The organism is Alcaligenes sp. Me129 (genome assembly GCF_050487245.1).
Lineage (GTDB): Bacteria > Pseudomonadota > Gammaproteobacteria > Burkholderiales > Burkholderiaceae_B > Alcaligenes > Alcaligenes phenolicus.
In genome coordinates, this window is record NZ_JBKQGX010000002.1 from 60839 (window position 1) to 81417 (window position 20579).

Here is a 20579-nt window from a genome sequence, read left to right on the forward strand (position 1 = left end):
AGCAATGAACAATTTTTTTGCCTTACTGAAACAAAACGGTGGTCAACACGCCCGGCTTTTAGCTGGTCCGGTGCTGATCCTCATGGTCATGGCCATGATGATTCTGCCCTTGCCACCGTTTCTGCTGGACCTGCTGTTTACCTTTAACATCGCCCTGGCCGTCATGATTTTGCTGGTGGCCATGTTCACCAAAAAGCCGCTGGACTTTGCCGCTTTCCCGGCAGTGCTGCTGTTTGCGACCTTGTTGCGCCTGGCTTTGAACGTGGCCTCGACGCGAGTGGTACTGATGAACGGCCACAAAGGCCCGGACGCTGCCGGTCAGGTGATTGAGGCTTTTGGTCACTTTCTGGTGGGCGGTAACTTTGCCGTTGGTCTGATCGTGTTCGTGATTCTGGTCATCATCAACTTTGTGGTGATTACCAAGGGTGCAGGTCGTATTGCGGAAGTGGGGGCACGCTTTACCCTGGACGCCTTGCCGGGCAAGCAGATGGCGATTGACGCCGACTTGAACGCCGGCCTGATTGGCGAAGACGATGCCCGTCGTCGCCGTACCGAGGTTTCGCAGGAAGCCGAGTTCTACGGCTCCATGGACGGTGCCAGCAAGTTCGTGCGCGGGGACGCGGTGGCGGGCTTGTTGATCATGGTCATCAACGTGATTGGTGGTCTGATTATTGGTGTCCTGCAGCATGACTTGTCTTTCTCGGAAGCCGGTCGCGTTTACACCTTGTTGACCATTGGTGACGGCCTGGTCGCCCAGATTCCAGCCCTGATCATTTCTACTGCCGCTGGTGTGGTAGTGTCGCGTGTGGCGACGGATGAAGACGTGGGCCAGCAAATGGTCAGCCAGCTTTTCCGTAATCCCATGGTGCTGTATATCACCGCCGGGATTCTGGGTTTGATGGGTTTGATTCCCGGCATGCCCAATCTGGTGTTCCTACTGCTGGCCGCGATATTGGGTGCTGGAGCCTGGATGATGCAAAAGCATCAGCTCGAACAGCAGCAGCAAGCCAGCGAACCCAATGATGAAGTGCTGGCCGCAGCCGATTCTGCCGCCAGTGAAGCCAGCTGGAATGATGTGTCCATGGTGGACCCGCTGGGTCTGGAAGTGGGTTATCGCCTGATCTCTTTGGTGGACCATGCGCAAAACGGTGAGCTGCTGCATCGTATCCGCAGCTTGCGTAAAAAGTTCGCACAGGAAGTGGGTTTTTTGCCGCCTGTGGTTCATATCCGGGACAATCTGGAGCTCAAGCCTAACGACTATCGCATCCTGTTGGCCGGGGTGGAAATTGGTCGGGGTACCGCCACGCCAGGGCAGTGGCTGGCCATTGATCCCGGTGGTGTCACCATGAAGCTGCCCGGCACACCTACTACGGACCCAGCCTTTGGCCTGCCCGCCGTCTGGGTGGATGTCAGCATGCGCGAGCAGGCCCAGATTGCGGGCTACACCGTGGTGGATGCCAGCACGGTAATTGCCACGCATATCAACCACTTGCTGCATCGCCACGGGGCCGATTTGCTGGGCCGTCAGGAAGTGCAGCAATTGCTGGATCACGTGGGCCGCGAAGCGCCCAAGCTGGTCGAAGATTTCGTACCGCAAACCTTGTCCCTCAGCCTCTTGCTCAAGGTCTTGCGTGGTCTGTTGGCTGAAGATGTGCCGATTCGCGATATGCGCAGCATTGTGGAAACGCTGGCTGAACATGCGCCGCGCATTCTGGCTCCCGGTGCGGTTCAGCCCGGCCAGGAGGCAGGCGAATTGCTTGCAGTTCTGCGCGTGGCCTTGGGGCGCGCTATTGTGCAGCAGTGGTTCCCTGGCGAGGGCGAGTTGCGTGTGATTGGTCTGGATGCCCGTCTGGAGCGGGTCATGACGCAGGCGCTGACCAGCAGTGGTGCACTGGAACCAGGTCTGGCCGAGTCGGTACTGACTGATGCCATGCGTGCGGCCCAGTTCCAGGAGGAACATGGGGATCCGCCCGTGCTGGTTGTGCCGCCTGTTTTGCGGGCCACCTTGTCGCGTTTCTTGCGTCACCACATCCCACAACTGGGTGTCTTGTCCAACGCTGAAATCCCTGAAGAACGCATCCTTCGGGTCACCACCATTATTGGTCAGTCTGAATGAATATAAGTCGCTTTTTTGGTAGTACCAGCCGTGAAGCCATGCGCCAGGTGCGTATCGCTTTGGGCCCCGATGCCTTGATTGTGTCCAACCGTCGCGTGAATGGCGGGGTGGAGATTCTCGCTACCGATTCCAGCTCCGTTCCCGGTGGTGCCACTGAACGTGCACCCATGCCCAGCAGCACACCGCATCAGGCCGCTGGCATACGTCAGCAGGAGATGGCCCCGCCACCGGCCGCCGACAATGTGATGGGTGCGATTGGGGCATTGCGTGGTGCCCTGGAAGGCCGCATGGACGATCTGGTCTGGAGTCATCAGATGCGGCGCTCGCCTGTCGCGGTGAATCTATTTCAGAGTCTTTTATCGCAAGGCTTCAGTACTGCCTTGTTGCGTGCCATGCTCAAGCGCCTGCCTGAAGAGCTGGGCGCGCGGGCGGCCTTGCAATGGGTGCGGACCGAGCTGGAAACCCATTTGCCGGTACTGCGTTCCGAGGACTCCTTGTGGCAGCCCGGCTTGGCCTTGGCTCTGGTGGGCCCCACGGGTGTGGGCAAGACCACCACGCTGGCCAAACTGGCTGCGCGTGCTGTGCGCCGTTTTGGTCCCGATAAGGTCGTTTTGCTGACGACTGACACCTATCGGATCGGTGCGCACGAGCAACTGAAAATTTATGGCGACCTGATGCGGGTAGCCGTGCATATTGTTCAGGACGTGGCGCAACTGCGTAGCGTGATGCTGGGTGTGCGGCCCGATCAGGTGATCCTGATCGACAATATGGGCATCAGCCAGCGCGACCGTTATGTGCGAGAACAAGCTGCATTGCTGGCCAGTGCCGGACGCCGGGTGCAACGCTTGCTGGTCCTGAACGCCGCCAGCCAGGGCGATACCTTGGATGAGGTCGCCCGCAGCTATACGCAAGATGGTGGCACTCCGCTAAGTGGCTGCATCATCTCCAAAGTGGACGAGGCGATCAAGCTGGGTGGGCCGCTGGATACGGCCATTCGCTTCAAGCTGCCTATTCATTATGTGTCCAACGGCCAGAAAGTGCCCGAGGATTTGCGTTTCATGAGTGCCGCCGAACTGGTCGACTCTGCCTTGCAGGTGCGCGAGAACCAGCGCCCCTTGTACGCGCCCAGTTCCGGTGATCTGGCTGCCTTGCTGGAAAGCGGTGGACAGTCCGCCCAGGAGCAACAGGCTGAAGAAGAACGCCGTGCGCGTGTCTTGCCGCGTTTGTTGTCGGCTGCCTCTGCGGGTGGCCCTATCGCCCTGGAGCAGGCCCGTCGTGCAGCCGCCGATCTGGATGAACGTCTGGCCTGCGCGGAAGCCTACGATTTCTGGCGCGATCTGCATGCTCACAATGCCCCTGTTCAGGATGGGGCGGCGGCACAGCGTGCCGAAGGCCTGATGCGTGCCGCGTGTCAGGAAGTCAGTGAGGGCAATGTGTCCCGCTTGCTGGTGATCCATGCCGATCATCAGCTTGCCGGTAGCCAGGAGCAATGCTCGTTCAGTTTCCTGTTCAGTCCTAAAGGTCAGGCCTTGAGCGTGCCGTATTATCAACGCCAAACGCCCTCCCAATGGTCGGATGTACGGGGCGTGCGCAGCATGGAACGGCCGGGCCCGACACAGGCACTGAACCAGGCCATGCAGGTCTTGAATGCCCAGGCCCAACCGGTAAACTTGCTGCATATTTTTGAAGGTGGTTCGCCCACCATGTGGCGTCAATGGGCTGATATGGAAGCCGACTGGCTGGCCCTGATTCCGGGTGCGACTTCCTTGTGGCACAAGGACGGCAAGACCACGCCGAATGCCCTTGGCAAACAGCTGGCATTCCACGCGATTCCCGATCTGGCAGCACGCTTGCATCTGGAAACGTTGGGCCGCGCCAAGAAGGGTGAAATCGCCCTGTGGTACGCCGTCGAGCCGGTGCAGTTGCGACAACGCAATGCCGAGCCTGTGCATCTGGACCTGATCATCCTGCGCACCGTGCGTCGTCACGACGGCAAAGTGTTGAAAACCCGTTTTGCCTTGATGCACCAACGCGCAGGCTCCGAGGCCATCGCCCCGGCCAGTCTGGCCTGCTACATGATGCTGCGTAGCGAAGTGCAGGAAATGGCGCGCTTGCTAAGCACTGTGCGTGGCATTTTGCCTACCAGCAATTCCGAGTTTGAAGAAGAACTCAACTTGCTGGCCGCCGCCCAATTGACGCTGGCCGCCTGGGATTTGCTGCAGGCACCGGACAATTTGGGTGTGCGACAACTCAGCGCACGCTTGCTGGGCAAACCGGGGCTGAAGTCCAGCCACGCGGTTGATGCGCTGGTAAAGATGCTGGTGTTGAAGGAAGCGATGAGCTAAATTCAGCAAGATTGAAAAAGCCTGCCGTGTGGCAGGCTTTTTTATGTCTGTCAGAGCGCAGCTTTGGCTTGGCTCTAAGCCTTCAAGCTCAAGGAAGACTGCGTATTCCGTGTTTTGCCGGACGCGTCGTAAAAGGTATTGCGACCCGTGAAGGCTTCCAGGGCGTCCAGGTTTTGCTGGGTGTCGACCAAAAAGGTATCCACCAAAATGCGGTTGTTGTCGCTGGCGTTGCGCACCTTCTCGCTCAGCTCGATCAACTGTTCTAGTTCTTCTTCCAGTTCGTCTTCTTCAGCCGCGTAGCGCAGGCCCTGGAGGTTGTTTTCCAGTTCACGTGCTTGCAGGAGCTGGGCGCGAGCCTGGTCCTGTTGCTCGATACGTTCAACCAGCTGATATTTGCGCAGGGTGATCTGGGCCAGTTCTTGTGGCTCGAAGCTGCGCAGCAGCAGGGTGTTTTCTTCTGCCAGTAGCTGCTCGAAGTCCAGCAGGGTTTGGCGTTGATCGGCAAGACAGGTTTGCAAAGACATGGCCGTTTCAGGTGAGTTACTTGAGAAGATCGCGCACAGAGGCAATCAGGGAGTCGGCGATCCGACTGGTGTCAATTTTGAGCTCGCCGGCTGCAATGGCCTTGCGCAAGGCCTCGACTTTTTTCATGTCGACATCGGCACTGCTGTCTTGCAGGGAATTGAGCTGGCGGGCTGCAGCGCTGAAGTCCACTTCGTTGGTGCTGCTGCTGTTGTTGTACGCGTGGCGCGCACGAGGGGATGCCGTGCTGCGCTCTGCGGCAGACGTTTCAGCAAGGGGTGTCTTGAGGGGGGAGGGGCTGATCTTCACGTGTTTCTCCGTGCGGCCTGTTCTTTGCGTTGATCTTGTAACGGCGCTCTGGACGCAAACTTTAGCATGCTCATCCGATTTAGTTTAGAGAACGACCTGAACCGTGGATGCATCCAGTACCGTGGCTGAAATCACTTGCCCCGAACTGGCCTTGATCTGAATCTGGGTGCCTGGTGAGCCGCTTTGCAGCGCCTGGCCCTCGCCGGTCGCTACAAAACCCATACCGCGCGCAATGGTGCGCACCATCTGGCCGCGTGTTACCGACTGCGGGTCGCGTAGAGCCGAAGCCCGTATCGCATTGCCCAAAGGAATACGCTGGCTGGCGACATACCCGATGATCTGGTTGGGATCAATGACCACGCCATTGGCCAGAGCCAGCAAATCCCCCTCGCGCTCAAGCAGATCGTCCTGATTGATGGTCTCGCCCGGATTGATGCGGCGGTTGGTGACGTAATAGTGTCCCTGAATAGACAAGGTGGCGCTGATGGAGGTGCTCCAGCTTTGTGGGCTCAGGCAGCGCACGCCAACACTCATGCGCGATCGCAGGCGTTGACCGCTGGGCAGAAATATCTGGTTCTGGGTGCAGGCAGGCATGGCGTTCAGGCGCGCGCTGTCCAGGGTGATCGTGGCGATACCGGGATACATCTGCGCCAGCTTGAGCAGATAGTCCTGCGCCTGGTCCTGCATGGCTTGCACGCTCAGCGCCTGAACGCTCTCTTGAGCGCGCACGTTCGCTGTTGCACCCAGGGCGAACAGGCATACGCAGATCAGGAGTCTATATAAGGTCATGACTGAATTTTACGGACTCAGTCGCCAGGTCAAGAGCTGAACTGGCCGATAAATTGCGTTTTGTTCCCTGATTTGTGAAGCAGTGCCTCTGGCTACCATTCTGTTATGGCGGTGAAAAGGCGTGCGCGCGTTCACCTGGATCTCAAACTTGAACACAGAATATTGGCTTGACTCCATGATTGATCGCATCGGTGAGCACCTGAAGTTTTACCAGACGGCCCTGGCTGTGCGCCAGGAGCGCCAGGAGGTGCTGGCCTCCAATATTGCCAATGCCGACACGCCTAACTACAAGGCCAGGGATATGGACTTTACGGCCACCTTGAAGGCCGCTTTAGGGGGGCAGGGTCAGATGGCATTGCCCAATACCAGTTTGTCCTTGACCTCGACCCGTCATATTCCCGCCCAGGCAACCCGTCCACCCAGCACGGACGAGTTGCTCTATCGCGTTCCTGTACAACCTTCTCTGGACGGCAACACGGTCGAGATGGATGTGGAGCGCATGCAATTTGCCGATAACACCTTGCACTATCAAAGCACGATCAACCTGGCTTCCCAGCGCTTGAAAGGCTTGATGGCGGCCTTGCAACAGTAATAGCGAGTCTTCATGTCCAGTTTCAGTATTTTCCAGATTGCCGGTTCTGCTCTGACGGCACAATCGCAGCGCTTGAACGTGTCGGCCAGCAACCTGGCTAACGCCGATAGCGTGGTTGGACCCGATGGCCAGCCCTACAAGGCCCGCCAAGTGGTGTTTCAAATGACTCCTCAGGGCAACAGCCCCGTGGGTGGCGTGCAAGTGGTGGGCGTGCAGGAAAGTGATGCGCCCGGCCGTTTGCAATATGACCCCGGCAATCCCTACGCTGACGAACAAGGCTATGTGACTCTGCCCAATGTGGATGTGGTGGCCGAGACCGTCAATATGCTGGCCGCGTCGCGCTCCTATCAGGCCAATGTGGAAGTGGTGAACACCTCCAAGAACCTGATGTTGCGCACCTTGACCATTGGCCAGTAAGCCGGTTTACGGAAGATAGAACATGAGCACAGTCAATAACGATCGCACCGCCCTGGACCCCACTGCAGGGACCATGGCTGGTGTGGATGCCCGCAACAAAAGCGCCATGGCGGAAACGGAAGACCGCTTTCTGACCATGCTGATTACGCAGCTGCGTAATCAGGACCCGCTCAACCCCATGGATAACGCCCAGGTCACGACCCAGATGGCGCAAATGTCCACGGTGGCGGGGATTCAGCAATTGAATAACACCTTGCTGGCTGTGGCCGGGCAAATGGACGTCAGCCAGTCTATGCAGGCCGCCAATCTGATCGGCAAGCAAGTGCTGGTGCCGGGCTCGAAAGTGTCGCTGGGGACCAGCCAGGATGGCGAAAAAGTGGCTATGCCCTACGGCATCGATCTGGTCAGTGGAGCGACCTCGACCGTGGTTCAGATCAAGGACAGCAGCGGCAAAGTGGTTCGTGAATACGATCTGGGTGCCAAAGACGCGGGCGTGTACTCGCTGGAGTGGGATGGCCTGGATAACGATGGTTTACCGCTGGCCGACGGTTCGTACACCGTCAGCGTATTGGCCAGTAATGATGGCACCGCCGTCACAGCCAGCCCATTGACGCACGGCAAGGTCGATAGCGTGGCTTATACCTCCAGCGGTTTGATGCTGGATCTTGGCCTGGCGGGTTCGTTCTCCCTGCTGGATATACGCAAAATCATGTAAGCGCCGCTTGCCCCAAAAGCGGGCTGGGCCAACACGACATTAAAAGGAAAGTTCATGAGCTTCGGACAAGGATTGAGTGGCTTGAACGCCGCCTCCCAAAACCTGGATTCTATCGGCAATAACATCGCCAACTCGGGCACGGTGGGCTACAAGTCCTCGACAGTGCAGTTTGCGGACGTGTATGCCAACTCGCGTATCGGTCTGGGTGTGCAGGTATCGCGCGTCAGTCAGCGTTTCACTGTGGGTAACATCAGCAACTCGGGTAATCAGTTCGACATGGCGATTGACGGTGCAAACGGTTTGTTCCGTCTGGAGCAAAGCAACGGCGCTGTACTGTTCTCGCGCAATGGTCAGTTCTATCCGGACAAGGCAGGCTATCTGGTTAACGCCCAAGGTCATTACCTGACCGGTTACGGCCCAGGTGGTAGCCAGTTGGAGCGCTTGCAAGTGCCTTCGGCCAACGTGCCTCCCAAAGCTACGACAGCCCTGGATTTCAAGCCCAATCTGCCCGGCGGTGCGGAAGCGATTCCAACGACCAAAACACAGCAAAAAGTGGATGCCAACGGTGATCCGGTATTCAAGCCCAAACTGGAGCCCCAGCTGGATGCCAATGGCAATCCCGTTCTGGATGGCAGCGGTAATCCCGTTATGGAACCAGTGATGGAGCCGGTAATGGAACCCAAGTTGGATGCCAACGGTGATCCTGTTATGGAGCCCAAGTTAGATGCTAACGGCGATCCAGTCATGGAACCCGCGATGGAACCAGATATGGAAACCGTTGCGGTCAATGTGTTTGATCCCAAAGACCCCACGACTTACAGCAACGCATTCAGCTACTCTGTCTACGATTCGCTGGGTAACAGCCACGAGGTTTCCCAATACTTCGTCAAGCGCCCCGCCAATGCGGCCGGTGAGAGTGTGTGGGACGTGTACTACATGGAAGGCAGCACACCCTTGTCGCCTGCTAGCGCGACCTTGACCTTTAACGGTGCAGGTGTGATGACCAGCCCCAATCCGGCTACCGTCAATCTGACCCTGGCCAATCCCGGTGGCAATGCGTCGCCTGCTGATGATCTGGTGTTTGATGTGCGTTATACCGGCACCACCCAGTTCGGTGGCGAGTTTGCCAAGGGCAAGCCTTACCAGGATGGTTACGCCACGGGTGAGTACGCTGGCATGAGCATCGACAAGGACGGCACCATGGTGGCTTCCTACACCAACGGTGTAACGCAGCGTCTGGGTTCCCTGGTTCTGGCTGACTTCAGCAACCTGCAAGGTCTGAGCCCCGTAGGCGGTAACGCCTGGGCTGAAACCGGCGCATCGGGCCAGCCTATCCTGGGTCGTCCTGGCGAGAACGGTCTGGCTACCATCAAGGGGCAGGCCGTGGAAGATTCCAACGTGGATATGGGTCAGGAGCTGGTCAATATGATTATTGCCCAGCGTACCTACCAGGCGAATGCCCAGACCATCAAGACGCAGGATCAGGTTCTGCAAACCCTGGTCAACCTGCGTTAAGAGCTGTCATGGATCGCCTGATTTACACCGCCATGAATGGCGCCCAGCGCACGCTGGAGCAACAAGACGTCATTACCAACAATCTGGCCAACGTGAACACGTCCGGTTTTCGTCAGCAGCTGGCGTATTACCGTTCCGTGCCCGTCACGAGCGATGTGGGTTCGCAAACCCGCGTAGGCACGGCCACGGTGACGCCGGGCAGCCGTTTTCAGTCTGGTGCCATGGCCGAGACCGGCAATGCGCTGGATGTGGCCATTGCGGGCGAGGGCTGGTTCGCCGTCCGTGCGCTGGATGGACAGGAAGCCTATACACGGGCAGGCGATCTGGTGGTCAACGCCCAGAACCAGCTGGTGACACAAGGTGGCTTGCCCGTGCTTAGCGCCGATGGGCAGGCCATTGAAATCCCGGATCGCGGATCGATCACGTTCTCCAGCGACGGTCAGTTGACCGCGCTGGGTGCAGGTGACAATCCGCGCGATATCCAGGTGATGGGTCAATTGAAGATGGTCAATCCACCCTCCGCAGATTTGTTGCGGGGTCAGGATGGTTTGTTTCGCATGAGCAATGGCGCGCCGGCTCCGGCTGATCCTTCAGTGCGCATGGTTTCGGGCTTTATCGAGAAAAGCAATGTGAACCCGGCTGAAGCGATGGTGGCCATGATTGCCAATGCGCGCCGCTTTGAAACCCAGATGAAGGTCATCCAGGACGCCAGCGCACGCGAAGATCGGGCCAACTCCCTACTTTCTTTTAATGGCTAAGCCGCGCTGATTGCGCAGGCGCTAGCTGCAAGGATTACACACACATGATTCGCTCTCTGTGGATTGCCAAGACCGGTCTGGAAGCCCAGCAGACCAATATGGACGTTATCTCCAATAACTTGGCCAACGTGAATACCACCGGCTTCAAACGGACCCGTGCGGTGTTTGAGGATTTGATGTATCAAACCATTCGTCAGCCTGGTGCCCAAGTCGGTGCTGCCAACCAGTTGCCTACCGGCTTGCAGGTTGGTACCGGTGTGCGCACCGTAGCCACCGAGCGTATTCATACCCAAGGTGACATGAAGCACACGGGCCACAATATGGATATCGCGATTCAGGGTAGCGGTTTCCTACAAGTGGAAATGCCAGACGGCACGTTTGCCTACACGCGCGACGGTAGCTTGCAGCGCGACCAGAATGGTCAGTTGGTTACCGCTGGTGGTTACCCCATTCAGCCTCCCATCAATATCCCCGATAACGCATTGGAACTGACCATTGGCCGTGATGGCACGGTGTCGGTCACTCAGCCTGGCGCAGCCGGTACGAGTGTGGAAGTGGGCCAATTGCAATTGAGCACCTTCGTGAACCCGGCTGGTCTGCAGAGCATGGGCGAGAACTTGTACATCGAAACCGATGCCTCGGGCGCCGCCAACTTCCTGCAACCCGGCATGGACGGTGCAGGTCTGGTCATGCACAAGTACAACGAAACCTCCAACGTTAATGTGGCCGAGGAGCTGGTCAATATGATCAGCACCCAGCGCGCCTACGAAATCAACAGCAAAGCCGTTTCTACGGCTGACCAGATGCTGGCTCGCCTGACACAGCTGTAAATCTAAAGAGATCGTGACAATGTTCCAAGCTCTGATGAGCCGTCTTGCCTTGTGTGCGCTTGTGGTCCTGTCCGGTTGTGCGCTGGTGCCCCCTGAAGATGTGGTAACCGGTCCCCTGACGGCGGCCCCGCCACCGGCGGTGCCTGCCGCCGTAGTGGCCAATGGCTCCATCTACCAGCCCTCGGCTTACGGCAACTATCCGCTGTTTGAAGACAGACGGCCACGTAATGTGGGTGACATTGTCACGATCATGATCCAGGAGCGTACCAACGCGGCCAAGAATGTTTCGACCAATACGGATCGGACCGGAAGCGGTGGCCTGGACTTTACCGGCGTTCCAGCCTTCCTGCCTAACGAGGTGGGCAGCAAGCAGAACTTTGAAGTTAGCGGCTCGAACAAGGCCCAGGGCAAGGGTTCCAGCCGTGCCGACAATACTTTTAGCGGCACCTTGACGACCACCGTGGTCGGCGTTTTGCCTAACGGCAATTTGCAGGTGGCCGGTGAGAAGCAGATCGCCATTAACCGTGGCAGCGAGCACATCCGCTTTTCTGGTGTGGTGGACCCACGCTCCATTACTGGCAGCAATACGGTGTCCTCCACCCAAGTGGCCGATGCCCGTATCGAGTTTCGTAGCAAAGGGGTTATGGACGAAGTCCAGACCATGGGTTGGCTACAGCGTTTTTTCCTGAATATTTCTCCGTTCTGAGCCTTTTGCTTGCTATGGCGTTTTCCATGAGTCGTACTCGTTTTTCTTCTTGTCGCCATGTGCTGCAAGCAGCCATGCTGGCGGCGGGCCTGTTGCTGGCTCCGGTCAGTCAGGCCGAGCGTATCAAGGATCTGGCATCCATTCAGGGCGTGCGAGACAACCCGCTGATCGGCTACGGTCTGGTCGTGGGTCTGGATGGCAGCGGTGACCAGGTGCGTCAGGCTCCTTTCACCCAGCAAAGCTTGACCAATATGCTGTCCCAGTTGGGGGTGACCATTCCCCAGGGCAGCAATATGCAGCTCAAGAACGTGGCGGCTGTCATGGTGACGGCTCGTCTGCCAGCCTTTGCCCGTCCTGGTCAGGCCGTGGATGTGGTCGTGTCCTCCATGGGTAATGCCAAGAGTTTGCGTGGCGGGACCTTGTTGATGACGCCCTTGAAAGGTGCGAACGGTCAGGTCTATGCCATTGCCCAAGGCAACTTGCTGGTGGGTGGGGCAGGGGCCGAAGCAGGTGGTTCCAGCGTACAGGTCAACCAGCTCAATGGCGGCACCATTCCAGGCGGCGCAACGGTCGAGCAAAGCGTACCCACGACTTACGCTCGGGATGGCGTGATCAATCTGGAAATGAATTCCTCGGATTTCGGTACAGCCCAGAACGTGGTGGCGGCCCTGAACAAGCAGTTTGGTCCTTCGACCGCAACAGCGCTGGATGGTCGCTTGATTCAGGTGCGCGGTCCCTTGGATCCCCAGGCTCAAACCGCCTTTATTTCGCATGTTGAAAACCTGCAAGTGAATCTGCCACCGGCACGTGCTCGCGTGGTGATCAATGCTCGTACCGGCTCGGTGGTCATGAACCGCACGGTCACGATTGATGAAGCCGCCATTGCCTACGGCAATCTGTCCGTGGTCATCAGCCGTCAACCGCAGGTCAGCCAGCCGGATACTCCTTTTGGTGGTGGTCAGACCGTAGTGGCTGACAGCACCCAGATTGAAATGCGCAGTGATAGCGGCTCCCTGCAACGCGTAAAGACCAGTGCCAACCTGGCCGATGTGGTGCGCGCTTTGAACGCTTTGGGTGCCACCCCTCAAGACTTGTTGTCCATCTTGCAGAACCTGAAAAGCGCGGGCGCTTTGCGGGCCGATTTGGAGATCATCTAATGACGGTGCAGTACTTCCCACGTCCGGGCACGGGAACGCAGGTTTCGATGTTTGACCCCCAGCAGCTGGCCCAGCTGCGTCGGCAAGCCGGGCAGGACGGTCAGAATCAGGCCACCCAGCTGCAAGTGGCGCGTCAGTTCGAGTCCCTGTTCATTCAAAATATTTTGAAGCAGGCACGGGCTGCCAATCCCGAAGGCGGCTTGTTTGATACGCAGTCGGTGCGCATGGCGCAAAGTCTGGGTGATGAGCAATTGGCCATGCAGTTGGCTGACCCCGGCATTGGTTTGGCCAAAGCCTTGCAGGCCCAGATGAGCGGGCAGAACAGCGAGCCATTTGGTGTCGCGTCCTATGATCCGGAAGCGGCCTCTTCGCGTCGGGCGGATTTGCGTTCGCGCATGCCTAATGACCGTTCCATTGATGCAGCATCGATTGCCGAGCTGATCGACAAGCTCAGCAATAACAGTACGGTGCAGCGTGTGTACTCGTCGATTCAGGGCGCGCCCAATCATATTCGCCAGTTTGTGGACCGCATGAACACGGCCGCCAAAGTGGCAGCCGAGGACAGTGGCGTCCCGGCCCAGCTGATCTTGAGCCAAGCGGCGTTGGAATCGGGTTGGGGCAAGCGTGAAATCATGCACGCAGATGGCTCCACTAGCCACAACCTGTTTGGTATCAAGGCCACACCGTCCTGGAAGGGCAAAACGGTGGAAGTCATGACGACGGAATATCAGAACGGCGTGGCGCGCAAAATGACGCAGACCTTCCGTGCTTACGACTCCTATGCCGAGTCGTTTGCGGACTATGCGCGCCTGATCGGTAATAACAAACGCTATGAAAGCGTAAAACAAGCGGCTTCTCCTCAGGAAGCGGCGCAGCGTATTCAGGATGCGGGCTACGCTACCGACCCCTCCTACGCCAAAAAACTGATCTCCATCATGGCCTACTTTGATGGCGGCAAGTCTTAATTATTAATGCAGGTCTAAATATTGCACCAAGGTGGTCGTTAAAAAGCAGCATGTTCATTTTTCGCCTTGGACACTACGGGCCGGGCAGGACAGAAAGGATTTGATATGAATCTCGCCAACCTTGGTATTACCGGCTTGTTTGCCGCTCAAAAGCGCATGCAGGTGACGGGCCACAATATTAATAATATCGATACCGCTGGCTATAACCGCCAATCGGTTCTGGTTGAGACGGCTGGTTCGGTAGGAAGCGGCAATGGCTATTACGGCCGTGGCGTGCAGGTGGTTACCGTTCAGCGCTCCTACGACAACTTTCTGTATCAGCAGTTGGTGCGCTCGCAAACTACCGGTGCGGCTCTGGTCAGCTACGGTACGGAAATTGCCCAGCTGGACAATCTGTTCTCGGACCGCACGGTCGGTGTCAGTCCCGCCTTGCAAAACTTTTTCAATGGTCTGGAAGCGGTGGCATCGCAGCCTGCTGATCCTTCGGCCCGCCAGGAACTGCTGGGCCGTGCTGAAAGTCTGGCTACCCAGATTCGTGACGCGACGTCCTACATGAACCGCGTCAACGAGAACATCAATACCCAGGTGGGTACCACCGTTACCCAGATCAACAGCTATCTGGAACGGATTGATAACGTCAACAAACAGATCGTTGCTGCCAAAGGCACCACGCCCGGCCACGAACCCAATGACTTGCTGGACCAGCGTGAACAACTGGTGGCCGAGCTGGGTCAGCTGATTGATGTGCGTACCGTCGAGCAGGATGGTCGGATGAGCATCACCACGGCCGGCGGCCAGATGCTGCTGGGTGGCGAAAGTATTTACCCCTTGCACGCCGTGCGTTCGGCTGAGAACCCCGAGCGTATGGTGGTGGGCTTTACCTCCGCACTGAATGTGGACGGCAAGATGGTGGTGTCCGAGTTCCGCGAGGGCACTATTAAGGGCGGCACCTTGGGTGGCCTGTTGCAGTTCCGTCAGGAAAGCCTGGAACCGGCCATCAATGCGCTGGGTCGTTTGGCTGTGGGTCTGGCCCACACGGTGAACGACATTCACCGTCAAGGAGTGGACCTGAAGGGTGAGGCTGGCAAAGACATGTTCAGCGTCAGCGGCCCGAAAGTGATTGCCAACGGCAATAACCCGGCCAGTAGCGGTATTCCTGGCGTGTCTTTCTACAAAGACCCCGTTGATCCGGCTGATCCCAGTAAGGGCTACACCCAGCCAGTCGACAAGCTGACGGGCGATAACTACCGCATCGAGCGCGTGGATGGCCGCTTCCAGCTGCGTAACCTGAGCAGCAATGACGTCACCCCCCTGAACGGTCCGGACAAGAACGGTGGCATTACCCGGGTGGATGGTCTGGAAATTGATGTCTCCGGCTTGAAAACCCAATCTCAGGATGGCGACTCCTGGTTGCTGCAGCCTACCGTCAATGCAGGCAGCAGCTTGCAGGTGGAGATCAAGCGCCCACAGGATATTGCCGCAGCCGACAAAGACACCGGTTCGGCTAACGGTGCCATCGCCCAGAAACTGGCGGACTTGCGCAATACCAAAGTGCTGGCCGACGGCTCTTTGAGCCTGAACGATTCTTTCGGTCAGATCGTGAACCGTATTGCGGTGCAAACGCAGCAAAACGGCACGGCGGCCAAAGCTCAGTTAAAGCTGATCGAGCAAAACTATGCCGCTCAGCAAACCTTGTCCGGTGTGAACAAGGACGAGGAATACATCATGCTCCAGCGTTATCAGGAGCAGTATCAGGCCGCTGCCCGCCTGATTGATGTCAGCTCCCAGATGTTTGACACCCTTTTAGGCCTGCGTAGTTAAGTACGGCTCTTTAGTCTTGAAATTGGAACCTTGCTATGCGTATTAGTTCTTCTCTTTTCTTTCAGACGGGCCTGACTTCGATCAACAAGCAGCAGTCCGATCTGATGCGGGTTTTTCAGCAAATGGGCTCGCAAAAGCGCATGATTACCCCATCGGATGATCCGCTGGCGTCGGCTCAGACCATTAACCTGGCCCAGTCCCAGGCCATGGACAAGCGTTACGGTGAAAACCGTGAAGTGGCTATGCGCGCCCTGGGCGAAGAAGAAAACCTGCTCAACGCCGTTAACCTGCAGTTGCAAGGCGTGCAGACCCGTCTGGTGGAAGCCTCTACCGGCACCTTGTCCGATGCGGACCGCAGCACACTGGCCACGGTGATGGAAAGTGCTCTGGATACCCTGTTTGGCTTTGCCAATACCAAGGATGGCTCGGGCCAGTACCTGTTCTCTGGCGCCAAAGGCACGACACAGGCATTTGAGCGCACAGGTAATACGTTCAGCTACACCGGCGATACCAATAGCCGTGATATTCAGGTTGAGCAAACCCGTCAAATGGATTCGGCCGATCATGGCCGCACCATTTTCGAGCGCGCCAATCCGGGCTCTACCGCCTATTTCACACAGGCCAATGCCAATACAGGTTCGGCTGTGGTCAGTGGGCCCAATGGCAACTCCTCTTTGGCCGGTGCTGAAGCCAATTACACCATCCGCTTTACCTCGGAAACCGAGTACGACATCGAAGTGAATGGCGCGGTTGTCAGCCAAGGCGTACTGGACGAGAACGAGCGTCAGCGCATTAATTTGCCCGGTGGCGTCAGCGTCCAGATCGAAGGCAAGCCTGCCGTGGGTGACAGCTTCGAGGTCAGCTCGGTAGACAGCACCAGCTCGGCGGACATGAACATGTTCAACACCTTGCAATCGGTGGTTGAGGTCCTGCGCAAGCCGGTCAGTGGCGATCCCGCTGGGCAGGCAGAGTTCCGCAACGCGATGAACTCGGCCATGCAACGTATCGGAGAAAACTTCGATAACGTCCAGACCGTGATTTCCTCGGTGGGTACGCGCATGAACGAGATTGATGCCTTGAGCGCCAACGGCGCGGCTCGTGCCCTGAACTACACCAATGAGCTCTCGCGTCTGGAAGATCTGAATATTTTTCAGGCTTCCACGGATCTGGAGTTGCGCAAGGCCGCGCTGGAAATGTCGGCCATGGCGTTTCAGACGATTCAGAGCATGAGCTTGTTCAATCTGAATCGCTAAGTCTGCGTTCCTTTTTTGGGTGGTTTTTCCTTAACCGGCAGTCAAGCACCACGTGCGGGAATCTTCTATGCTTTTTAAGAATTTGAGTCTAAAGGTCGGCATGACCTTTTGTATTGCTGCTCTGATGGCATTGACAGTGGCCATGGCAGGTTGGGCACTGTATTACTTTCATGGCCTGCTGGCCCTGGGTTCGGGCGACAAAGTCTTGCGCACCCTGCAAGAGCAGCAGAGCACGTTCAATATCGTCCTGACCGTTGTGCTGGTGCTGGCCGTGCTGCTGGGCCTGGCCGCGATCAGCTACTTCTTCCGCCGTGTGGTGCGTCCCTTGGGCGACTTTGCTGCGTACTTTGATGCAATTGCCAAAGGCGATCTGACTCAACGTATTCGCGTGCTGACCGCCAATGAAATCGGTGATCTGTTCGAGTCGCTGGGTCGCATGCAGGAATCCCTGGTCAAGACCACCACGACGGTACGTCTGGGTCTGGAAGAGATCCACGCCGGTGCGCAGGAAATTGCCCAGGGCAATACCAATATCAGCAGCCGTACCGAAGAGCAGGCCGCTTCCTTGCAGCAGACCGCTGCCAGCATGGAACAGTTGGCCGGCACCGTTCGCCAGAACGCGGACAACGCTCAGCAAGCCAATCAGTTGGCTGCGACCGCATCGGATGTGGCTCATCGTGGTGGCAGTGCCGTCAATGAAGTGGTTGCAACCATGCAAGGCATTTCGGCCAGCTCCAACAAGATTTCCGACATTGTGGGCGTGATCGACAGCATTGCTTTTCAGACCAATATTCTGGCGCTGAATGCGGCTGTGGAAGCCGCACGTGCCGGTGAGCAGGGCAAGGGTTTTGCAGTGGTGGCCGCTGAAGTGCGAGCCTTGGCTCAGCGTAGCGCCCAGGCTGCGCGTGAAATTACTGCCTTGATCGAAGATTCGGTGCGTAAAGTGACGGAAGGTTCCTCACAAGTGGAACGTGCCGGCGCCACCATGCAGGAAATTGTGGATTCCGTGCGCCGTGTAACCGACATCATGGGCGAGATTACGGCGGCCACGATTGAGCAGTCCTCCGGGATTGATCAGGTGAACCGAGCTGTCTCCCAAATGGATGAAACCACGCAGTACAACGCCCGTCTGGTGGAGCAAGCTGCCCTGGCTTCTTCCGGCCTGAGCGAGCAGGTGACCAAGGTCAATCAGGCCATCGCCTTCTTCCGTTCGCCCGGTACTGAAGTCATTGATGTCAGCGCTCGCCGGGTGGCCAACCGCCGCAGCGTCAATGCCTCCACTTCCGAGTCCGAGCAGCGTCGCAGCCCATCGTTAAAGAGCAGTGCGGCAGCCAGTAAACCGGCTGGCGCGGCGACCAAGGGCCTGTCTGCGCCGGCGACCGCCAGGGCAGCCGCGCCGGCCAAAGCGTCGGCAGCGGCTCAGGATGATAGCCAGCTCCTGTTGCGCCCCGACCTGAGTGGCAAGCAAAACGCGGCGTCCTCGGATGATGATTGGGAGGAGTTTTAATGTCTTTTCCCCGACTAAGTACCTGGGTCGGGCTGGGGCGTAAGACACTGATAGGCTTGTGTTTGTTAACCCTGGCGGCGTGCGCCACCCAGGGTTCCTCCTTCAAGGCTTCGGGTTTGAACGATCTGGTCCTGGGCCAAAGTACTCGTGCCGATGCCGAGCTGTCTTTGCAAGGTCGCCCTCATCAGGTCTACCGACAGCTTGATGGCAGTGAAATGGCCGTGTGGTTCCAGGGCACAACCCTGGCAACGGATGCGGTCTATTTTCGACAGGAACTGTGGCTTCAATTCGATGCCCAGGGGCGTTTCCAGCAAGTGGTCAAACGCAGTCATATTCCTTCCATGTATCGCGAGCAGGCGCGTAGCGCCACCCCTGGCTCGGTCACGATTGAGCACCCTGGCACGGACATGATCACCATCTTGCCGGTCAGCCACTAGAGTTTTCTTTGGATTTAGCAAATGCTGGGTATTGAAAGCAGTCTTCCGTCCGCGTCCCGCGCATCTAAACGTCGTTCTTCCAAATCTTTTCGCCCAAGTTTAAAAGCCGCTTCAGGCCTGAAGATCAGCACCATGCTGATGATCTGCATGGGCTTGTTCATGGTGTTGATTGTGGCTGTCGGTGGTCTGGCAGCGTATTTCCTGCAGCAAAGCGGCGATGCCTTGCGCACCATTAATCGCCAAAGCGATCGTGCCGTACAGGTTCTGCAACTCAGTAACAATATGATGGAAGCGCGTCTTGGCTTGATGAGCGCGGCCCGTTTTTATCAGGAAGCCGGCATCGATAACGACGCCAATACGCTGCAAAGCGCAGACAATCTGGTGATTATGGCTAACCAGAAACTGGATGAGGTACGCAAGGCTTTTGCGGATATCCGTGCCAATATGCCTACCGAACCGGAGCTGCGCCGACTGGCCATGGGTCTGGTCGCTTCCTATCAGGCGTATCTGGATGATGGCATCGAACCCATGGTGCAGGCGCTGGAGACGCGCGACTACAGTACTTTTTACTTTGTCAGTGAAGGTTTTGGGGTGCTGCGCGCCGCTACCTTCCAGTTCCGTATTGAAGAGCTGAGCAAGTTCTACAGCGATCAGACCAATTTGCTGCTGGACCAGTCCGAACTGCAAACCAGCGTAGCCAATAGTGCGATTGGTTTGGGCTTGCTGGTTGGCCTGGCCATTATTGTGGCGCTGCGTCTGGTGCTGGGCCGTACCGCCCTGGCACCCTTGCGTGAAGCGGGCGTGCACTTTGACCACATTGCCAATGGTGATCTGACCAAGAAAATTACCTACCGTTCGGCCAATGAAGTCGGTGTTTTGTATGACGCCATGCGCCGCATGCAGCAAAGCTTGCAAGGCATTGTGCTGACCGTGCGTCAAGGTGTGGACGAGATTGCTTCGGGTTCCTCGCAGATTTTTGCAGGCAATACCGATTTGAGTTCCCGTACCGAACAACAAGCGGCGGCCTTGCAGGAAACGGCGGCCAGTCTGGAAGAGCTGGCCAGCACCGTGCGCCAGAACGCGGATAACGCCCATCAGGCAGACCAGTTGGCTCAGAACGCTGCCAAGGTTGCGCGCCAGGGTGGGGAGTCAGTTGGTGCCGTAGTCAACACCATGAACCAGATTTCTGCCCGTTCCGGACAGGTGGCGGACATCGTCAATGTGATTGACGGCATTGCCTTCCAAACCAATATTCTGGCTTTGAACGCCGCCGTGGAAGCCGCCCGTGCTGGTGAGCAGGGCAAGGGCTTTGCGGTGGTAGCGGGCGAAGTGCGCAGTCTGGCACAACGCAGCGCGCAAGCGGCCAAGGAAATCAAGGGCCTGATTGAAGCCTCGCAAAACGAAGTTCAGACCGGTACACAGCAAGTGGCCAGCGCGGGCGACATTATTCAGGAAGTGGTGCGTGCCGTAAATAGCGTGACCACTCTGATGAGCGAGATTTCCTCGGCCTCCCAAGAGCAAACGGCGGGTATCGAACAGATCAATACCGCTGTGGCTCAAATGGATGCTGTGGTGCAGCAAAACGCCTCGTTGGTGGAAGAAGCCGCTGCAGCAGCAGGCTCCTTGCAGTCTCAATCCGAGACCCTGGCCGGGGCGGTCTCCCAGTTCAAAGTTCAGGAAGGCGATGTCATCGACATGGCCGAGCGTGACTACGAGCGTTTGCGTTAAGCGAGTTGAGGGGAAAAACAGGCGCATGCCTATAGTTGAAATCCCCTAGAAAAACAGGGTCCGCGAGGGTCATGCTGCATGGCACAATAATTCTTTG

Annotated in this window: 19 protein-coding genes; 16 read left to right on the forward strand and 3 right to left on the reverse strand. The window is 57.5% G+C overall.

The window, feature by feature from the left end; genetic code table 11:
• Nucleotides 1–4: 4 nt before the first annotated feature.
• The gene (gene flhA / locus ACLPGZ_RS02290; RefSeq protein ID WP_035269032.1) at nucleotides 5–2116 is read left to right on the forward strand and encodes a flagellar biosynthesis protein FlhA; all 2112 of its coding nucleotides are present in this window, start codon (nucleotides 5–7) and stop codon (nucleotides 2114–2116) included.
• A complete protein-coding gene (gene flhF / locus ACLPGZ_RS02295) occupies nucleotides 2113–4461 on the forward strand; it encodes a flagellar biosynthesis protein FlhF (protein WP_429640970.1) in 2349 nt (782 codons plus the stop codon). Before flhA ends, flhF begins: the two co-directional genes overlap by 4 nt.
• Nucleotides 4462–4535: 74 nt before the next feature.
• Here the strand turns inward: flhF and flgN are convergent, their stop codons facing one another.
• The 3 genes from flgN to flgA form a co-directional block, all read right to left on the reverse strand.
• A complete protein-coding gene (gene flgN, locus ACLPGZ_RS02300) occupies nucleotides 4536–4985 on the reverse strand; it encodes a flagellar export chaperone FlgN (RefSeq protein ID WP_239055286.1) in 450 nt (149 codons plus the stop codon).
• Between the two features lie 16 nt (nucleotides 4986–5001).
• Nucleotides 5002–5292, reverse strand: a complete 291-nt coding sequence (gene flgM, locus ACLPGZ_RS02305; RefSeq protein WP_021446826.1) for a flagellar biosynthesis anti-sigma factor FlgM — start codon at nucleotides 5290–5292, stop codon at nucleotides 5002–5004.
• Between the two features lie 84 nt (nucleotides 5293–5376).
• Nucleotides 5377–6081 (reverse strand): flagellar basal body P-ring formation chaperone FlgA, encoded by a 705-nt coding sequence (gene flgA, locus ACLPGZ_RS02310; protein WP_239055287.1) that lies wholly within the window; start codon nucleotides 6079–6081, stop codon nucleotides 5377–5379.
• A gap of 175 nt (nucleotides 6082–6256) precedes the next feature.
• Here flgA and flgB point away from each other — a divergent pair, with 175 nt between their 5' ends.
• The 14 genes from flgB (at nucleotide 6257) to ACLPGZ_RS02380 (ending at nucleotide 20482) form a co-directional block, all read left to right on the forward strand.
• On the forward strand, nucleotides 6257–6673 hold the full coding sequence (gene flgB / locus ACLPGZ_RS02315; protein WP_115634908.1) for a flagellar basal body rod protein FlgB: 417 nt from the start codon (nucleotides 6257–6259) through the stop codon (nucleotides 6671–6673).
• Between the two features lie 12 nt (nucleotides 6674–6685).
• Entirely contained in the window at nucleotides 6686–7090 is a 405-nt protein-coding gene (flgC, locus tag ACLPGZ_RS02320; RefSeq protein ID WP_009458120.1) for a flagellar basal body rod protein FlgC, read from the forward strand.
• Nucleotides 7091–7112: 22 nt separating this feature from the next.
• Nucleotides 7113–7805 (forward strand): flagellar hook capping FlgD N-terminal domain-containing protein, encoded by a 693-nt coding sequence (locus ACLPGZ_RS02325; protein ID WP_239055288.1) that lies wholly within the window; start codon nucleotides 7113–7115, stop codon nucleotides 7803–7805.
• Nucleotides 7806–7859: 54 nt separating this feature from the next.
• Complete coding sequence (locus ACLPGZ_RS02330) at nucleotides 7860–9320, forward strand: flagellar hook protein FlgE (RefSeq protein WP_429640971.1); 1461 nt, start codon at nucleotides 7860–7862, stop codon at nucleotides 9318–9320.
• A gap of 8 nt (nucleotides 9321–9328) precedes the next feature.
• The gene (gene flgF, locus ACLPGZ_RS02335) at nucleotides 9329–10078 is read left to right on the forward strand and encodes a flagellar basal-body rod protein FlgF (RefSeq protein WP_239055290.1); all 750 of its coding nucleotides are present in this window, start codon (nucleotides 9329–9331) and stop codon (nucleotides 10076–10078) included.
• Between the two features lie 44 nt (nucleotides 10079–10122).
• The gene (gene flgG / locus ACLPGZ_RS02340; RefSeq protein ID WP_021446824.1) at nucleotides 10123–10908 is read left to right on the forward strand and encodes a flagellar basal-body rod protein FlgG; all 786 of its coding nucleotides are present in this window, start codon (nucleotides 10123–10125) and stop codon (nucleotides 10906–10908) included.
• Nucleotides 10909–10927: 19 nt separating this feature from the next.
• Nucleotides 10928–11614, forward strand: a complete 687-nt coding sequence (locus ACLPGZ_RS02345) for a flagellar basal body L-ring protein FlgH (RefSeq protein WP_026484557.1) — start codon at nucleotides 10928–10930, stop codon at nucleotides 11612–11614.
• Between the two features lie 26 nt (nucleotides 11615–11640).
• Entirely contained in the window at nucleotides 11641–12771 is a 1131-nt protein-coding gene (locus ACLPGZ_RS02350) for a flagellar basal body P-ring protein FlgI (RefSeq protein ID WP_009458108.1), read from the forward strand.
• Complete coding sequence (gene flgJ, locus ACLPGZ_RS02355) at nucleotides 12771–13736, forward strand: flagellar assembly peptidoglycan hydrolase FlgJ (protein WP_239055291.1); 966 nt, start codon at nucleotides 12771–12773, stop codon at nucleotides 13734–13736. Before ACLPGZ_RS02350 ends, flgJ begins: the two co-directional genes overlap by 1 nt.
• Before the next feature lie 105 nt (nucleotides 13737–13841).
• A complete protein-coding gene (gene flgK / locus ACLPGZ_RS02360) occupies nucleotides 13842–15557 on the forward strand; it encodes a flagellar hook-associated protein FlgK (protein WP_239055292.1) in 1716 nt (571 codons plus the stop codon).
• 35 nt (nucleotides 15558–15592) lie between these two features.
• Nucleotides 15593–16810 carry a flagellar hook-associated protein FlgL gene (gene flgL / locus ACLPGZ_RS02365; RefSeq protein ID WP_239055293.1) on the forward strand — a complete coding sequence of 406 codons (1218 nt, stop codon included), beginning with the start codon at nucleotides 15593–15595 and terminating at the stop codon, nucleotides 16808–16810.
• A gap of 67 nt (nucleotides 16811–16877) precedes the next feature.
• Complete coding sequence (locus ACLPGZ_RS02370) at nucleotides 16878–18317, forward strand: methyl-accepting chemotaxis protein (protein ID WP_275424328.1); 1440 nt, start codon at nucleotides 16878–16880, stop codon at nucleotides 18315–18317.
• Entirely contained in the window at nucleotides 18317–18754 is a 438-nt protein-coding gene (locus ACLPGZ_RS02375) for a hypothetical protein (protein WP_042487528.1), read from the forward strand. The genes ACLPGZ_RS02370 and ACLPGZ_RS02375 overlap by 1 nt, the downstream gene beginning before the upstream one ends.
• Nucleotides 18755–18775: 21 nt before the next feature.
• Nucleotides 18776–20482 carry a methyl-accepting chemotaxis protein gene (locus ACLPGZ_RS02380; protein WP_239055294.1) on the forward strand — a complete coding sequence of 569 codons (1707 nt, stop codon included), beginning with the start codon at nucleotides 18776–18778 and terminating at the stop codon, nucleotides 20480–20482.
• Nucleotides 20483–20579 lie beyond the last annotated feature (97 nt).

Bases quoted from the DNA above. Each gene is read 5' to 3' on its own strand.
- flhA (WP_035269032.1), top strand. From the start codon at position 5: ATGAACAATTTTTTTGCCTTACTGAAACAAAACGGTGGTCAACACGCC.
- flhF (WP_429640970.1), top strand. From the start codon at position 2,113: ATGAATATAAGTCGCTTTTTTGGTAGTACCAGCCGTGAAGCCATGCGC.
- flgN (WP_239055286.1), bottom strand. From the start codon at position 4,985: ATGTCTTTGCAAACCTGTCTTGCCGATCAACGCCAAACCCTGCTGGAC.
- flgA (WP_239055287.1), bottom strand. From the start codon at position 6,081: ATGACCTTATATAGACTCCTGATCTGCGTATGCCTGTTCGCCCTGGGT.
- flgB (WP_115634908.1), top strand. From the start codon at position 6,257: ATGATTGATCGCATCGGTGAGCACCTGAAGTTTTACCAGACGGCCCTG.
- flgC (WP_009458120.1), top strand. From the start codon at position 6,686: ATGTCCAGTTTCAGTATTTTCCAGATTGCCGGTTCTGCTCTGACGGCA.
- ACLPGZ_RS02325 (WP_239055288.1), top strand. From the start codon at position 7,113: ATGAGCACAGTCAATAACGATCGCACCGCCCTGGACCCCACTGCAGGG.
- ACLPGZ_RS02330 (WP_429640971.1), top strand. From the start codon at position 7,860: ATGAGCTTCGGACAAGGATTGAGTGGCTTGAACGCCGCCTCCCAAAAC.
- flgF (WP_239055290.1), top strand. From the start codon at position 9,329: ATGGATCGCCTGATTTACACCGCCATGAATGGCGCCCAGCGCACGCTG.
- flgG (WP_021446824.1), top strand. From the start codon at position 10,123: ATGATTCGCTCTCTGTGGATTGCCAAGACCGGTCTGGAAGCCCAGCAG.
- ACLPGZ_RS02345 (WP_026484557.1), top strand. From the start codon at position 10,928: ATGTTCCAAGCTCTGATGAGCCGTCTTGCCTTGTGTGCGCTTGTGGTC.
- ACLPGZ_RS02350 (WP_009458108.1), top strand. From the start codon at position 11,641: ATGAGTCGTACTCGTTTTTCTTCTTGTCGCCATGTGCTGCAAGCAGCC.
- flgJ (WP_239055291.1), top strand. From the start codon at position 12,771: ATGACGGTGCAGTACTTCCCACGTCCGGGCACGGGAACGCAGGTTTCG.
- flgK (WP_239055292.1), top strand. From the start codon at position 13,842: ATGAATCTCGCCAACCTTGGTATTACCGGCTTGTTTGCCGCTCAAAAG.
- flgL (WP_239055293.1), top strand. From the start codon at position 15,593: ATGCGTATTAGTTCTTCTCTTTTCTTTCAGACGGGCCTGACTTCGATC.
- ACLPGZ_RS02370 (WP_275424328.1), top strand. From the start codon at position 16,878: ATGCTTTTTAAGAATTTGAGTCTAAAGGTCGGCATGACCTTTTGTATT.
- ACLPGZ_RS02375 (WP_042487528.1), top strand. From the start codon at position 18,317: ATGTCTTTTCCCCGACTAAGTACCTGGGTCGGGCTGGGGCGTAAGACA.
- ACLPGZ_RS02380 (WP_239055294.1), top strand. From the start codon at position 18,776: ATGCTGGGTATTGAAAGCAGTCTTCCGTCCGCGTCCCGCGCATCTAAA.